Source organism: Gracilibacillus sp. D59, assembly GCF_052246695.1.
GTDB lineage: Bacteria > Bacillota > Bacilli > Bacillales > Amphibacillaceae > Gracilibacillus.
The window spans coordinates 65,266-82,231 of the sequence record NZ_JBQQCK010000014.1 but is presented as its reverse complement, the minus strand read 5'-3'; the positions used below and the strand labels follow the sequence as shown (position 1 = coordinate 82,231).

Genomic DNA, 16,966 nt, shown 5'->3' with positions numbered 1-16,966 from the left:
AATAAGTATGGAAGGGAGTAAAATCATGAATACTAGCCATTTACTGCATTTATATCACCAAAAATTACGGTTGTTTCAAAATGAATTAAATATAACATTGAAAAAGTTTGGATTGTTTCAATCTCAATGGATGATCCTCTACACACTTTATCAAAGGGGTAACATGACACAAACCGAAATATGGCAATATCTTAAGGTTGAAGCGCCGACTATCACTAGAACATTAGTAAGGATGGAGAAAAGCGGATGGGTTGAAAGGAAAATAGGAACGGACAAACGAGAACGTGTTGTTACATTAACTGGAAAGGCGAAATCAACCTACCCGGATATTATCGAGGCAGTAAAACAAACAGAAGAAATGTTTCTGAAACGTCTGTCGGAAGAAGAAAAAGTAGCTTTACAACAACTTTTAGAAAAACTATCAATAGAAAGAGATGGATAAGTATGTCAGAGTCAAAAATATGGACGAAGAATTTTATAAGTATAGCAATAGTTAATTTATTTGTTTTTATCAGTTTTTATACGTTATTAACTACGCTACCATTATTTGTGATAGAGGAGTGGGGTGGGTCTGAAGCCCAAGGTGGCCTTGTGGTCACTGCTATGTTACTAGCTGCGATATTGTTAAGACCCTTCTCAGGTACCATTCTCAGTAAATATGGAAAGCGTACGATGTTATTAATCAGTAATATTCTTTTTGCAATTACCATGATTGGATATTTATTTATAGAATCTTATACAGCGATGTTAGTGCTCCGTTTTATTCACGGATTTTCTTTTGCGATTCTCACAACAGCAACTTCTGCGATTGCCGCAGATATTGTGCCAGCTAAAAAGCGGGGAGAAGGACTTGGTTATTTCACAATGTCAATGAACCTGGCAATTGTATTAGGTCCTTTTTTAGGGTTAAGTATCATTCAGCTTACAACATATACGAACTTATTTGTCATACTTAATCTGTTTACCGTATTAAGTGTAATCTCGACCTTTTTTGTTCATACAAAGGAAGTAAAGAATGCTGATCAACCAAAAAATTCATCCTTTACATGGAAGGAACTGTTGGAAAAAGAAGCATTATCGATCTCGTTAATTGGATTATTAGTTGCTTTTGCTTACTCCAGTATTGTTTCATTCATATCTGTTTATGCGAATGCGAGAGGATTGGAGCATGTTTCAGGTTATTTCTTTGTTGTATTTGCTGTAACAATGCTTATTTCGAGACCATTTTTAGGTAAACAGTTTGATCTTCGAGGCGCAAGACCAGTAATTGTTCCATGTATGGTGTTATTTTCTCTCGGTTTAGTAATGTTAAGCTTTTCTAGCAATGCAGTAACCTTTTTGATTGCAGCAGGTGTAATTGGAGTAGGCTATGGATCATTGTTACCATTTTTCTTATCATTAGCAGTTTCCAAAGTAAAAATGAATCGTACTGGACATGCAACAGCCACCTTTTATACCTTATATGATTTAGGAATTGCAGTAGGCTCCTTCATCTTAGGTATAATCGTTACAATGATTGGCTTTACCAATATGTTTATTATGCTTGCTATTTTAGTAGGGATTATTCTTTTGTTATTTGCCTATCTTTATCACGGTGATAATCGTCCATAAAAACCTCCACTTTAAATTTCAAGTAATTCAAAGAAGCTAGGTGGGGCTAACGGACGCCAACACCCTGATAAGTTTCCCTAATCATTAGTGGGTACTAATGGAAGTCTCACTTTATTAGAAGTCATAAAATTAGGAATTTTCTAAATATAAATTGTGTCTCTCTTTTTCTTCTATTAAAATAGTTTTATAAGAAGAAAAGGGGAGATAATGATATGAGTGAAAAAGGATTATTTGGTCAATTTGGAGGAAGCTATGTACCGGAGGATCTTCAAAAAGTATTAGAAGTATTAGCGGAGGAGTTTGAAAAAGCAATAAATGATCCGGCCTTTATACAAGAGTTCAAGGATGTATTAGCGGAGTTCGTTGGTAGAGAAAATCCACTTACATATGCAAAGAATTTATCTGAGCAGCAAGGTGGTGCCAAAATCTACCTGAAAAGAGAGGATTTAAACCATACAGGTGCTCATAAAATAAATAACGCGATCGGGCAAATTTTGTTAGCGAAACGGATGGGGGCAAAACGTGTTATCGCAGAAACCGGTGCAGGCCAGCACGGAGTTGCTACAGCTACTGCTTGCGCGATGTTTGGCATAGATTGTACCATATATATGGGAAAACACGATATGAAACGTCAAGCACTTAATGTGTTTCGCATGGAATTACTAGGTGCGAAAGTAGAAGGTGTTGAGGCAGGACAAGGTCGTTTAAAAGATGCTGTAGATGCTGCTTTGGGTGATTTGGTTGAAAATTATCAAAATACTTTTTATCTACTCGGATCCGCAGTAGGTCCTCACCCGTTTCCAACAATGGTGAAATTTTTTCAATCGGTTATTAGTGAAGAATCTAAACGTCAGATCTTAGAGAAAGAGGGAAAACTTCCAACGGCGGTTGTAGCTTGTACCGGGGGCGGAAGTAATGCAATTGGTGCATTTGCACACTATCTTGAAGAAGAGAATGTTCGTATCATTGGAGTAGAACCAGCTGAAGCACCATCCCTAACAGAGGGAGTTCCAGCTGTCATTCATGGTTTTAAGTGTTTAACATTATTGGATGAAGAAGGTAATCCAAAGCCTACCTATTCCATTGCGGCTGGGTTAGATTATCCAGGTATTGGACCAGAACACAGTGATTTGAAGGAATCTGGTCGAGGTGAATATGTGACCATAACCGGACAGGAAGCATTGGATGCTTTCAAGCTATTATCTGAGACTGAAGGTATTATCCCTGCTTTAGAAAGTGCTCATGCCATCGCGCATGCAGTTAAGTTAGCAAAAGACTTAAATAAAGAAGATATTATTATCGTCAATTTATCTGGCCGTGGTGATAAAGACGTACAACAGGTATTTGAAATGGAATACGGAGAAAAAGAGTAGGAGGTGTAAACTTGGCAGGTATTAAATATGAGATCATTGAACAAGTGGCCGTCCTGTCTGAATCACCAAAAGGATGGCAAAAAGAAGTAAATCTTATTAGCTGGAATGATCGTGAGCCGAAATACGATATTCGAGATTGGGCACCAGATCACGAAAAAATGGGAAAAGGTGTAACCCTCACCTCAGAGGAATGGCAAGCGTTAAAAACATTTATCCAACAACAATAACCATTAAACCCGGTATCCATAGACAGGTACCGGGTTTTCTTAACAAGGAGAAAGGTTTAACAAAAAAACATAGACTGCGAAGTTCTTTTTTTAGAGCATGACGATCAAGTGGCGACATTGGTCACAGAACATGGCCGCTTTTAGCACACCCACAGGGGTGTCGCATTTTTCCGTGGCTTAGAATGATGTTCTAATAAAAGATTGAAAATCTAAAAATAAAAGTTCCATGGGTTCAATACTTTCAACAATCAGAACACAATGTCTAGCGTAGGTAGAATACGGAGACTCCTGTGGGACAGCGAGAGCTGAAGATCCACTTGGTAAAGTGGGTTTCTTTACCAAGTTAGCTGAAGCCGAGCCCATGGAAAGCGGAGTATTCTGCCTGAGCGAATACCAGAACTTATCATTAATCAGAATGGAAGAAAGCAACACCAAAAGAATTTTCACTAGTTCGCAGTTGTTATCTAGTGTAAATAAGGAATGGTTATGCATTAAATTTTTTTATTTATATACACGTATGCTTCGTTAGGCGATATGACGGTTATTTGGCTCAATAATTAATCAAAAAATATTAAAAAAGTTTGTCAGATAATCTGACAAAAGTCATGACGATTTCTTTCCGACTATTGTAGGATAGTTAATAACAATAGATGTTAAAAAAAGTTACATGGAAAAGGGGAAATGAAAAATGGCAACAATTGCACCAGAGAAAACTGTGGAAACTGAATCACAATTAGAATCGATTAAAGAGAAAATTAAAACAAAACATGTAGAATTACTACATTTACAATTTGTTGATATTGAAGGATCTTTAAAACAAGTATCGGTGACAGCAGAACAATTAAATGACGTTGTGGAAGGTAAAACAATGTTTGATGGTTCATCCATTACTGGTTTTACACCGATTAATAAATCAGATTTATACCTATTACCAGATCTAAACTCGTTTGCTGTTTTACCATGGACAGAAGAAGCAGACTACTCAGAAGCTCGTTTCTTATGTAGTGTTACTAATCCTGATGGTACATTATTCGAGGGAGACCCGCGAAATGTTCTAAAAAAAACGGTAGCTGAAGCGAAGGAAAAAGGTTTTTCTATTAATGTTGGTCCAGAATTAGAATTTTTCTTATTTGAAGCAGATGAAAAAGGCCAGCCTACTCAGCAAGTGCATGACAAAGCAGGATATTTCGAACCAGCACCATACGATTTAGGTGAGCGTGTTCGTCTAGAAATCTATAAAACATTGAAAAAAATGGGCTTTACAATTGAAGCATCTCACCACGAGGTTGCCCAAGGTCAACACGAGATTAACTTCAAGTTTGGTGATGCACTTAAAACTGCAGACAATTCAACTACATTTAAATGGGTAGTAAAAACTGTGGCACAGCAATTTGGCTTACGTGCGACATTCATGCCAAAACCAGTATTCGGTGAGAATGGAAATGGAATGCACGTTAATATGTCATTATTCGATGAAAAAGCAGGAAAAAATGCATTCTATGATGAATCTGATTCTCGTCAGTTATCAGAAACGGCATATTCTTTTATCGCTGGTTTGTTACATCACGTACCTTCATTTGTTGCATTTACTAATCCATTAGTAAACTCTTATAAGCGTCTAGTTCCAGGTTATGAAGCACCTTGTTACATTGCATGGTCATCATCTAACCGTTCCGCATTAGTTCGTATTCCGGCAACTCGTGGAGCAGGAACGCGTGTTGAAATCCGTTGTCCAGACCCAAGTGCCAATCCGTATTATGCTTTTGCAAGTATTGCAGCGGCTGGTGTTGATGGTGTAGAAAAATCTTTAGAAGTACCTAAAGAAATAGTTGACGATATTTTCAGCATGGATGATGAAGAGCGCCAAGAGCGTGGTATTGAGAACTTACCAACAACTTTAGGTGAATCAATTCAAGCATTAAAAGCTGGTGAAATTGGTGAAAAAGTTCTTGGTGAGTATGCGTTGAATGAATACTTATCATTAAAACAAGATGAGTGGGACAGTTATCGTATTGCCGTTACGGAATGGGAATTAGAGCGATATCAAGCGAAGTTTTAATTTTAGAGAAAGAATAGTCTGGATTCCAAGTGAATTCAGACTATTTTTTTGATTATACAATATTGGAGGGTTACAATAATTTGTAAGAGAGGTGAATGAAAATGGATCCATTAGATGTAATGATGCATGTTGATAATATAAAACCACATTTTCAGGCTATTTTTAGTGCAGATAGTCATGAAGTGATTGGCTATGAGGTTTTAGGTAGATTAGAACTGGGTACAGAAACGATAAGCCTCGGACATTTTTTCCATGATCCGAATGTTCCAGATGATTTTAAGATGGAAATTGATCAGCAAATACAAGACCTAGCTTTACAACGATATATGAATGAAAAAATCAATGTAGATTTATATTTAAATGTACATGCTAATTACTTCACAACAGATAAAGAAGACGAGTTTTTGGATCATTTTCTTAGTTATCAAGAAAAAGGGTTAGACTTAACCCACATTGTTATAGAAATTACAGAGCAAGAATTCCATGGTGATATTGAATTATTAACACATACGTTAAAATACTTAAAAACATTAGGTGTGAAAGTAGCAATTGATGATCTTGGTACGGGAGCAAGTAATTTGGATCGAATTAGCTTAATCGAACCAGATATATTAAAAGTTGATTTATTAGCATTACAAAACGAATCAATGTCTAATGCTTATCATGGTGTCATTTATTCGTTATCACTCCTTGCGCGAAAACTTGGAGCAGAATTATTATTTGAAGGAATTGAATCAAATTATCATTTTCACTATGCATGGAGGAACAACGGAAGATACTATCAAGGGGACTTTTTATCTTCGACTACCAATCAATTTGTCTCGAAAACTATTTTAAGAGAAAGATTTCGCCATGATATTCAACAATTTATTCAAGTGGAAAGGTCTAAATTAACAGCAAAATTTCAACTTACCGCGAATTTAAATAAGCAATTGTATGAACAATGGAGGCAAATAAGGAAAAATAGAAGTTTAGATGAACAAATAGATTCTCTAGCAAAAGCAATGGAGCACATTTTCTTCAGGGTCTATGTGACAGATGAAGATGGATTTCAAAAAACTGTGAACTTGATTCGAACGGAAACCGGATGGATTTGGGATGAGACAGTAAAAGGAAAAAACTGGAGTTGGAGACCGTATTTTATTGAAAATGTCATTCGTATGAATGAAGAAAGAAATGGGATTTTATCAGATTTATATAATGATATTGAAACAGGGGAACGGATAAGAACTTTCTCTTATCCAATTGACCAATCGTTATATTTATTTTTGGACATTTCTCCAATGTATTTAGATGAAAATGAAGATCTACTGTGGTAAAAGAGGAGGAGTCCCTATTGAAAAGAAATGCAATGATTATTTTAAATCCAAGCTCAGGTACCGAGAAAAGTAAACAATTTCAACACGAAGTCGAAGAAGTGCTAAATAAACAAGGTTACCATGTTATCACTAAATGTACCGAAAAAGAGTATGATGCAAAAAAGTTTGCTGAAGAAGCGTGTGAAGAAAATATGGAATTAGTGACAGTGTTGGGCGGTGATGGCACCGTAAATGAAGTAATAAATGGTATTGCCGAACGCACAAAACGTCCGACTTTACATATTATTCCGCTCGGTACTGTTAATAATTTTGCCAGAGCTCTAGGGATCCCGTTAAAACCACGAGATGCGATTGAGGTTATCCGAGATCCACACGTAATGAAAGCGGATCTTGGAAAAGTTAATGACCAATTTTTTATTAACTTAGTAAATGTTGGTGCCATTGCGGAAGCTACTTATCAGGTGACGCCAGAACAGAAATCAAAATTAGGTTCTATTGCTTATTTTTTGGAGGGGTTTAAGAAATTTACTGAAAAGGATATGTTTTCAGTAACCATTTCTACGGATGAGAGTAGTAGACAAATAGAAGCAATGCTTGTTCTAGTAGCAGTTACTAATACAGTTGCTGGATGGGAAAACATGTTACAAGAAGCAGAAATCGATGATGGTTATTTGCATGTCTTTGCTGTCAAGGAAATATCAACTCTAGAAAGTGTTTCGATGATCACAAGTCTGTTAAACGGATCTTTAAAAGATCAAAAGCAAGTTGAATACTGGAAAGCAAAAAAAGTGACAGTGGATACAATACCTACTAAAGTGGCGAATATAGATGGAGATGAAGGAATGCAGACACCATTACAATTTTCAGTTTTAGAAAAACATATCAAAATAATGAATTTAATCGGATAAATAGGATTATATAAATTACGACGCTAATTTTAAAATTTTTATAAGAAATTAAAATGATATGGAATAACAAATATGACTCTCAGTTAAAGAGTCTATTTTTTTTGCAATAAACACTATTATATTTTCAGGAAATTTTTGTAGAGAAGTTCAGTAAACTAGAAACTTATGTGTGTAATAATTTTATTTTTGAGGTAATTTATTGTCGTCGTTTCAAAAAAACTAGATTGCAAAAATGTATTATTGTTGGAAAGAGTGATAGGTGCTATGCTTCTTATTAAAACCATTAACAAAGAGGTGATTAAACGCAGTAAGAATCTAATATAAATTAAAATCGCTTAAATATTTTTTTCTTTTGTTAGTAATAAATACTTAAATTCTTTTTATTTTTATTATGGAACTATAAGGTGGGGGCTACAAAGAATATGAATAATAATGGAAACTTTTCATTAACAAACATTGAAGCGCAATCACAAATATATAATTTTAACTATGAATGGAAATTCAAACTTGCAGATACTTTTCCTCTAAATGAGGCATTAAATACATGGAAAGATGAGTCGGGTAGATTCTTTTATGAAAGAGAGTACGAGGAAAAAGATTGGAATATGATAGGCGTTCCGCATACTTATAATGATAAAGATTTATTTGTAGCAAGAATCGAGGATGCCGGAAGTGGACAAAAAAGAACTTTCTCCTTCTATAGAAAATGGTTCAGTCTACCTGCTGAGCATAAAGGAAAGAAATGCTTGATAGAATTTGAAGGAATTCGACAAACTTGTTATCTATATATAAATGGAAGAATGGTAGGTTATTATGAGGCAGGTGTTGGACCATTTGGCTTTGATTTAACACCGTATGTTGACTTTGAGACAGATAATTTGATAGCGGTTGCAACTGACAATACCTCCTCAAGAAACTTAGATGAATTTGTTGCTGAAACGCCAAATGTAGAAGGAGCCAAGCCAGGTGCATTTATGTCATCTCAAAACCCAGAAAATATTAATGAAAGTGAAAGAGGGGTGGCATATTTTTGGAATGCGAATGATTTTAATCCTAGTATTGGAGGCCTTTCGAAGAATTTAAGGTTACACGTTAAAACAAAATTACATATTACACTGCCAATATACAGTAATCTTCAAACTAAAGGAGTATATATATACGGGTCTGATTATGATATTAAAAATAAAAGAGCTAATATAAATGTAGATGCAGAGTTAAGGAATGAGAGTGACTCTGCCCAAAATGTAACATTAGAAACTATCATATTGGATCATAAAGGTCATGAAGTAGCACGGATCTCTTCTGACGAAATACAAGTACCTAAAACAAAAAAGTTACCTAACTTACCACCAGAATCAATAACTCCTAAGGATGCTTATGCAAAAGAAGGTAACAAGTATATACCGTTGTCTGAAGAGAAAGCCGCACAAACTGAAACTGATTCATTAGAGGTAACTTTAGTAAAATCCCATTCTCTCGGATCAAATCTACGGTTTTGGTCTCCAGATGACCCATATTTATATACGGTTCAAACCTATCTAATGTGCAATGGAGAAGTTTTAGATCAAGTAACAAATGTCACAGGTTTTAGAAAGGTTTCGTATGACTTTGAAAGTGGATTAAAGATTAATGATTCTCGTGTTTGGCTGACTGGGTATGCTCAACGCTCAGCAAATGAATGGGCAGCTATTGGCACGGCACCAGATTGGCTTAAAGATATGGATGCCAAATTAATACGCGAAAGTAATGCAAATCATATTCGTTTTATGCATGTGGCGGGTAGCCCAGCTGATATTCGATCATTTGACCGGTATGGTGTTGTTTGTACACAACCTGCTGGTGATAAAGAAAGAGAGACCTTTGGAAGACAATGGGATCAACGAGTCGAATTAATGAGAGATGTTATCATTTATTTTAGGAATAATCCTTCTATATTATTTTGGGAAGCGGGTAATAACTCCATTAATAAGGAACACATGCGTGAAATGCGCTTATTAAAGGAAAAGTTAGATCCTACTGGTGGCAGATATATGGGGTGCCGCACATTAAATACAGAAGAAGTATTAAATGAGGCGGAATATGTAGGTACTATGTTAAATCGGCATGCTGGACGATATCAATCTGAAAAAATGCCAGTTACAGAGACTGAATATTTACGAGAGGAAGCCCCTAGACGTGTCTGGGATGATTTTTCACCCCCTCATTTTGATTATGATAATCTATGGTTAGGTCGAGGAGGAAGGAAACAGATTGGTGGTGATTGTCACGATCTTACTTCTGAAGATTTAGCTCTATACGCAGCAAAAGGATATGCTGAATTTTTTAACGATCGCATTGGTGGAGCTTCTGGGAGAAATCTCTATTCAGCAGCTGCTGCATTATGTTGGACTGATTCAGCTCAACATGGAAGACAAGCAGCAAGCGAAAACGCAAGAATGAGTGGACGAGTAGACCCTGTTCGCATTAAAAAGCAAAACTTTGATGTATTTCGAACAATGCAATCTCCAGTGCCAATGATAAAAGTCCTTGGACATTGGAATTATCCACTTGAAGAAGGTGACAATTATCGTTATCCTGTTAAAGAATTTGACGGTACTTACTGGCGAAAAACTGGAGAATATAAATACAGAAATCCAAAAGATAAAACGCTATATGTTATTGGTAGTTACTCGATCGCCCAAATAAAACTTTATATAAATGGAGAATATGTAGCGCAATGCGATAAACCAATAGATACATTTGTTTTTCCGTTTCATCACATTGATATTACTCAATCTGGATCAGTTACAGCAAAAGCATACGATTATAATGGAATTCAAGTGGCTACAGATACAATTGAAACAGTATCACAACCTGCCAAGTTAAAGCTTACAACACATGTTGGTGATCGAGGACTTTTAGCGGATGGAACAGATATAACCTATGTTGATGTGGAGGTTCTAGATGTTCATAACCGCCGTCATCCACTTGCCGATGATAGGATAGATTTTACGATTGAAGGTGAAGGTATTTTTCTAGGCGGTTACAATAGTGGACGTTTCGATGGCTATGGAAAAGAAGATAGTGTGATTCATAGAAACCATGTATTTGCAGAATGTGGCAGCAATCGAGTATTCATTCGTTCTACTAGAAACACAGGAAAAATAATTTTGAAAGCGAAAATGCGTGGCATACCTGAGGAAAGTATCGAGATCTATAGTAAATCAGCTGACATAAGTCCATTATCACTTGATTTTCCACAATACCTTGAACCATCATATGCTGAGCGTCCACCTGAAAATAGTTTCGAATTTAATGCTATACCAGAAGCGGATGCTTCTAAATATACTGCTCCTGATAAAATATATTGTAAGGTAGTCGTAAATGGACAAGAACCTAATACAAATGGTATTTATAGTATTTATGAGCATGGAAGTGTCTATAGTCCGATTTTATTTATATTAGAAAGGCTAAAAAATAATTATCCACAATTATTTGACTATCAATATGATAATGAGAATGGGGTTCTGACTTTACAATCTGAGGGTAAAACGATCATTGCCGAAAAGGGACGTACACATCTTTTAGTAAACGGAGAAGAAAATCTATTAAATGGTGAACCTTATATTAATGAAGTAGGAGTTTTCATCGTAGAAATAAATGCCGTGATTTCGTATATAAAAGATGTTGTATCTTATTATGATGAGAAGGCTAGTTTATTCCGTATTGAAATTCCAAAATAGTTTCAATTAAGGTTTACCCAATTTTTTGCAAGGCAGAAAAGTATATAAATGTTGATATCACAGTATTTTGGTATACTATTCACGTTTGAAATGTGTAGTATTAGTAGCCATTTTGAAATATATCGAGCGTTTGACCACCACTACGGCTGCCCACTCCCCTTTCCGTGGGGTTTGCCCTTCAGCTAACTTTTTTGAGCAAAAGCCGCTCAAAAAAGTGGATCTTCAGGGCAAACGAGTCCCACAGGAGTTGAAGTGGGCGCCTTCGTTTTAAATGCATACGCTACAACGTTTGTCAGACCTAGCAACTTGGGTAATTATTCCCGTGGAAAGGGGAGTGGGTAGCCGAAGCGATATCCTTGCACACGATAACTTTCATCAGAACAACATGACTAGTCAACTACATCTTTATTTATAGCAAGCGTCACAGACTTACTTAGCACATAGTACCGAAGGAAAGCTCTAGATTTTTCTAATTACGAAAGGGGTCAAGTATCATGACAAACAATATAGCATTGTCTTGGTTAGAAAAAAAGCCAGAAATAAATACCGGAATTACATGGGGAATCCCTTGGGAAAAGGGGATGTTAAATAAGAAAGATTCCTTAACATTAGTAGATACAAATGAATTAGAGATACCTCTTCAAAGTTGGCCGACTGCTTTTTGGCCAGATGGTAGTGTGAAATGGACAGCACATGCTGTCTCGTTAAAGGATGAAGTTTGCGTAGATCGCTATCAAGTAAAAAAAGGAAAACCAGTTGAAAAAATGAATCCGCTCACAATACATGACCAAGCTGACTTTATTCATATAAATACAGGTGATTTGACGTATAAAGTAAATAAGACAGGTGACATGGTAATTGGAGAAGTCTATTATGGAGAAAGTCTTGTTTGTGAAGGTGGGTATTTAAAAGGTATACGAGAGTCTAAAAATCGAACGGATGGAATAGTCACATCAAAGCAAGAAGTATTTTATAGTGAAATAAAAAATGTTGTAGTTGAACAAAAGGGACCTATTAGAGCAGTCGTGAAAATTTCAGGTAGACACAAAATAAATTCAGATAAGCGCGAATGGCTCCCATTTACGCTTAGGTTATATTTTTATGCTGGTCAATATACTGTAAAAGCAGTTCATACATTTTTGTATGATGGTAATCCTCATAAAGATTTTATTAAAGGTATTGGAATAGACTTTAAAGTACCGATGAATGGTCCATTATATAACAGATATATCAAATTTGCAGGTGATAGTGGTTTTTTTAGTGAGTCACCAAAAGGAATGTTAACTTGGCGTACAAAAGGAAGATATGAAGAACTTTACAAGATGCAAATGGACGGAAAACCTTTCGAATTTGATGCGGAAGATAAACATTTTGTTGCATTACTGGATGACTCCGCTACATGGGATAATTTCAAATTGGTCCAAATTTCTGCAGACTCCTATACAATATCAAAACAAACTAAAGAAGAATGTGCATGGATACGAGCTGTATCTGGAAAAAGATCAGGTGGTTTAGCCTATGTTGGTAGCGAAAGCGGGGGAATAGCTGTTGCGATTCGAAATTTCTGGCAGAAACATCCGTCTTCTCTTGAAATTAAACAATTATCAGAACAGACATCTACCTTAACAGCTTGGTTTTGGTCACCAGATGCACCAACAATGGATTTGAGACATTATGACACAGAGACGCATGTGAAATCTTCTTATGAGGGCGCTGAAGAATTCCGCAGCACTCCTTATGGAATTGGCAATACAAGTGAATTAACCATTGGTTTCTTTCACAGTACACCAGATCAAGAAGAATTACAGACGTTTGTCCAAGAAAAAGAATCCCCACCATTATTAGTTTGTGATCCAACCTATTATCATGATACAAAAGCGTTAGGGGTATGGAGTTTAAAAGATGAAAGTACGCCAATAAAAGCAAAACTGGAAAGTGCACTAGATGAAGTTCTCCAGTTCTATCTTGACGAGGTGGAACAAAGGGGTTGGTACGGTTTTTGGGATTATGGTGATGTGATGCATAGTTACGATCATGTTCGTCATGTATGGAAATATGATTTAGGTGGATGTGCGTGGCAAAATACCGAGTTAGCACCTAATTATTGGTTATGGTACATGTTTTTACGCTCAGGACGAGAGGATATATTCCGATTTGCAGAAGCAATGACGCGGCACACGAGTGAAGTGGATGTATACCATTTTGGAGAATATGCTGGCCTAGGTTCAAGACATAATGTTCTGCATTGGGGATGTGGATGTAAAGAAGCACGTATTGGTGCTGCAGGTTTGCATAAAATATATTATTACCTAACAGCAGATGAGCGTATTGGTGACATAATGGATGAAGTAGTTAATGCTGATTATACTACGGAACAGATTCCCCCAATGAGAGCCTATTTTCCAAGGGATCATTTTCCTACGCATGTACGAAGTGGACCGGATTGGGCGGCATTTTGTTCCAATTGGTTAACAAAATGGGAACGCTATGAAGATACTAATTTTCGGGATAAGATGCTAACAGGTATCAACTCTTTGAAAAATATGCCTTATCGTTTATTAACAGGGCCTGTTTTTGGATATGAACCAAGAACTGGAGAATTAATGTTCTTTGGAAATGAGAACTCGGGCCATCATTTAATCATGAGTATGGGTGGAGCTCAAGTATGGATGGAAATGGCAGAAGTATTGGAAGACTCTGAATGGAATGATATGTTAGTAGAATTTGGAGAATTTTATAATTTGTCCAAAGAAGAGAAATCTCAAAGGACATCTGGAGAAATTCGAGGGGATAAGCCTTGGGGTACTCCCATGTTATCTTCAACATTAGTTGCATTTGCAGCAGCCCAAAGAAAGGATGCAGAATTGGCAAAACAAGCATGGAGCTATTTGCTAGAAGATTCGACACATTGGCAAATTAAAACACCTTTAAATATAGATAAAACAGAAGATTATGTGAGACCACTTTCAGAGGTGAAATCAATATCGACGAATACTGCTTCACAATGGTCACTTAATGTTATTGTTTGTTTGGAGTTAATTGATCAGTATTTAGAAATATCTATGCCAAAGGATAGAGAAAGCATATAAAGTGTGACTATGATCAGTAGGGGTCTAGACGGTTAGCACTGTGATAAAAATTATAATGCAATAAAGTACTACTATTGCATAAAAGTATTAATCGAATTATAAAATATTTCTTTTATTTAAGTACTTTTGGACAAAAATTGAATATTGCAGGAAAGGTATTTGCCTACTATAGTATTTGTATAGTTTTGATCTAGGGGCAAATATCTTTTTTTGGTATTGTTTATTTGGATTCTGTTTTGGGAAAATCTCCTCACAAATTGTGTAAGTGCTTACATTTATGGTATTATAATTGTGTGAGGTGAAGAAGATGAAAAACAAAAAGTTTTTTTCAAATATTAAGAGTTGGTTCTTAAATCGATGGCAGAGTAATTATTTTCGGAAAAGTTTTCTGTTGATTCTTTTTATCACTTCGATTCCAGGAATTATATCAGGTATTGCTATTTATTCATTTGGTTTAAGTTCAACAGAAAATGAATTGCGAAAAGTCCATTTAGAAGAAATAGATGAACGTGCGAAAAATATTGATGCTCAATTTAATTACTTGGAGGAATCACTTACATATTGGGCATTTGAACCAACTTTTAATTACCAGTTAATAACGACAGATTTTGTTTATGAGTTTCAAACAACTAGAGATATTATGCAGAAATTAATGGTCTTAGAAGGAAGTCAACCACTCATTAATGAAGTTGATCTTTTTATTGAAACAGCAAAGGGACCAGTGCTATTCACTCCATATCTTAATCATATTAAAGAAGGGGAGGCGCAACAAGCATATCTTTCTTTATTGGAATCCTCCAAAAATATTACATGGGATCACAATGAAGAATTTTATCAGAATACGGAATATCCAAGTGATCTAATCTTAACACACCAAATACCGGGAGTAATAAACAGTCCGTTTGGGGCAATTGTTGTTTCTATTGATAATGAAATTCTAATGCGTACGCTCGAGACATTAACTCCTTATAGTAATGGGGTTACCTTACTAATGAACGAGAATAACGAATTATTGTTCTCAACTGAGACAGCTTCAGATAATAGCTTTACAAATAAGCTAGTTTCCATGTTTTCGAGTGAGGATGTTACCGATCGTTCTTTTCAAATAGACTGGAATGATAAAACTTATTCTGTTTCTTATGGTACTTTTGATCGTGTTGGATCAGAATGGACATATGTTTCGGCAGCACCTATCTCAGCTATTACAACGCCAATTATTACAATTTCGAAAGTAATCCTAATTGCGAGTCTCACTGTGTTAGGTTTGGCGTTTTTATTAACATGGTTTGCGTCGAATCGTTTGTATCAGCCAATTAGAAATCTAGCTAGTAGTTTTACACCGACCAATTCTTCTTCCGCCAAAGGTACAAAAGATGAATTTAAACAAATTCGTGACCGAATAGATATGCTGACTTCTGAAAGTGAACAATTGGAAAAACGGATAACTCGACAAATACCTCAGCTTAGACAGAATTTCCTTATTCAATTAACGAAAGGTTTTTTATATGATTTTGATGAAAAAGCGTTAAAGAGAAGAATGGAAAATTACAGATGGAATGTAGATGATCAATCTTTTGTATTATTAGATATTCAATTAACTGGAATGTGTAACAAAGATAAACATACTTATGAGGACGAAAGTTTAATTGCTTTTGCAATGGCAAACATTGCTGAAGATTTAACGAAAGAGTATTTGGAACAGTATACTGTACTCAATCAATATGATATGACGGCTACCATCTTTTTAATTGTTCCTAATCAAATTACAAATGTGACAGAACTTTTAGAACAGCTTGCCAATGATATTACAACAGCGATCAACCGAGTGTTGTCACGATATGTCACGATCACCATCAGTTCGAAAACACCTAAGATAAAAGATATTAATTTTCTTTTTGAAGAAATCGGAAGAGTGAAAAGGTTTCGAGATTTTAATAAACAAAATCAAATTCTCATGTTAAATGAAGTGGAGAAAGAAGTAACTGGACAAAAATTATTCTATCCTTTTGAAATGGAAAAGGAAATTATACAGTGTATTAGAAGAGGTAGAATCAATGAAACAGAAGAGTTGATTCGTCAATTCTTTGATGAGTTACTTAACAATAGCACCAAGGAAGTTAGTGTTCAGGCTGGTATTATGCAATTATATAGTGCTATTCAACATGAAATATTACATTCAGGTGTTGATCCCGTAGTTTTATATAAAGGACGCAATATGTATGCAGAATTGTCCCAACTTCGTGAGATAGAATGGGTGGTAAAATGGTTAACTGAACAGGTGATTACACCATATATCACCTTTTTAGAAGATAATATGAACATGGAATTGAAAGCGGTTGTAGATAAAATTGTTTCTTATATTGAAGAACATTACATGGAAGACATCTCTCTGGAAAGTTGTGCAGAATATGTAGATACAACCCCTTATACGCTAAGTAAAGCATTTAAAAAAGTACATGGTGTTAATTTTATAGACTACCTAACAAAAGTAAGAATGACTAAAGCAAAAGAGCTACTATTACAGACTAATATGAAAATTAATGAAATTGCAGAAGCAGTGGGATATAGACATAGTTATTTTAATAGAATATTTAAGAAGCATGTAGGTTTACCCCCAAGTCAGTATCGAAAATCGAGTGCAAGCAATTTGTAGGAGGG

10 protein-coding genes are annotated in these 16,966 nt (G+C 35.6%); all 10 read left to right on the top strand.

The features are described 5' to 3' along the window. Positions 1-25: 25 nt before the first annotated feature. The 10 genes from ACTWP4_RS19350 (at position 26) to ACTWP4_RS19305 (ending at position 16,961) form a co-directional block, all read left to right on the top strand. Positions 26-442 (top strand): MarR family winged helix-turn-helix transcriptional regulator, encoded by a 417-nt coding sequence (locus tag ACTWP4_RS19350; protein ID WP_443130431.1) that lies wholly within the window; start codon positions 26-28, stop codon positions 440-442. Between the two features lie 2 nt (positions 443-444). After that, positions 445-1,611, top strand: coding sequence for an MFS transporter (locus ACTWP4_RS19345; protein ID WP_443130430.1), 1,167 nt, complete (start codon positions 445-447; stop codon positions 1,609-1,611). Positions 1,612-1,823: 212 nt separating this feature from the next. Further along, positions 1,824-2,984, top strand: coding sequence for a tryptophan synthase subunit beta (trpB, locus tag ACTWP4_RS19340; protein ID WP_443130429.1), 1,161 nt, complete (start codon positions 1,824-1,826; stop codon positions 2,982-2,984). Positions 2,985-2,995: 11 nt separating this feature from the next. Further along, positions 2,996-3,211, top strand: a complete 216-nt coding sequence (locus ACTWP4_RS19335; RefSeq protein WP_443130428.1) for a YdbC family protein — start codon at positions 2,996-2,998, stop codon at positions 3,209-3,211. Between the two features lie 688 nt (positions 3,212-3,899). Beyond that, a complete protein-coding gene (gene glnA / locus ACTWP4_RS19330; RefSeq protein WP_443130427.1) occupies positions 3,900-5,270 on the top strand; it encodes a type I glutamate--ammonia ligase in 1,371 nt (456 codons plus the stop codon). Between the two features lie 101 nt (positions 5,271-5,371). Then, positions 5,372-6,589 carry an EAL-associated domain-containing protein gene (locus ACTWP4_RS19325; protein ID WP_443130426.1) on the top strand — a complete coding sequence of 406 codons (1,218 nt, stop codon included), beginning with the start codon at positions 5,372-5,374 and terminating at the stop codon, positions 6,587-6,589. 17 nt (positions 6,590-6,606) lie between these two features. Next, a complete protein-coding gene (locus ACTWP4_RS19320) occupies positions 6,607-7,497 on the top strand; it encodes a diacylglycerol/lipid kinase family protein (protein WP_443130425.1) in 891 nt (296 codons plus the stop codon). 422 nt (positions 7,498-7,919) lie between these two features. Beyond that, positions 7,920-11,219, top strand: a complete 3,300-nt coding sequence (locus tag ACTWP4_RS19315) for a sugar-binding domain-containing protein (RefSeq protein WP_443130424.1) — start codon at positions 7,920-7,922, stop codon at positions 11,217-11,219. Positions 11,220-11,713: 494 nt separating this feature from the next. Next, positions 11,714-14,308 carry an exo-rhamnogalacturonan lyase family protein gene (locus ACTWP4_RS19310; RefSeq protein WP_443130423.1) on the top strand — a complete coding sequence of 865 codons (2,595 nt, stop codon included), beginning with the start codon at positions 11,714-11,716 and terminating at the stop codon, positions 14,306-14,308. A gap of 307 nt (positions 14,309-14,615) precedes the next feature. Further along, positions 14,616-16,961: an AraC family transcriptional regulator gene (locus tag ACTWP4_RS19305; protein ID WP_443130422.1), complete on the top strand. Its 2,346-nt coding sequence runs from the start codon at positions 14,616-14,618 to the stop codon at positions 16,959-16,961. Positions 16,962-16,966: the final 5 nt, after the last annotated feature.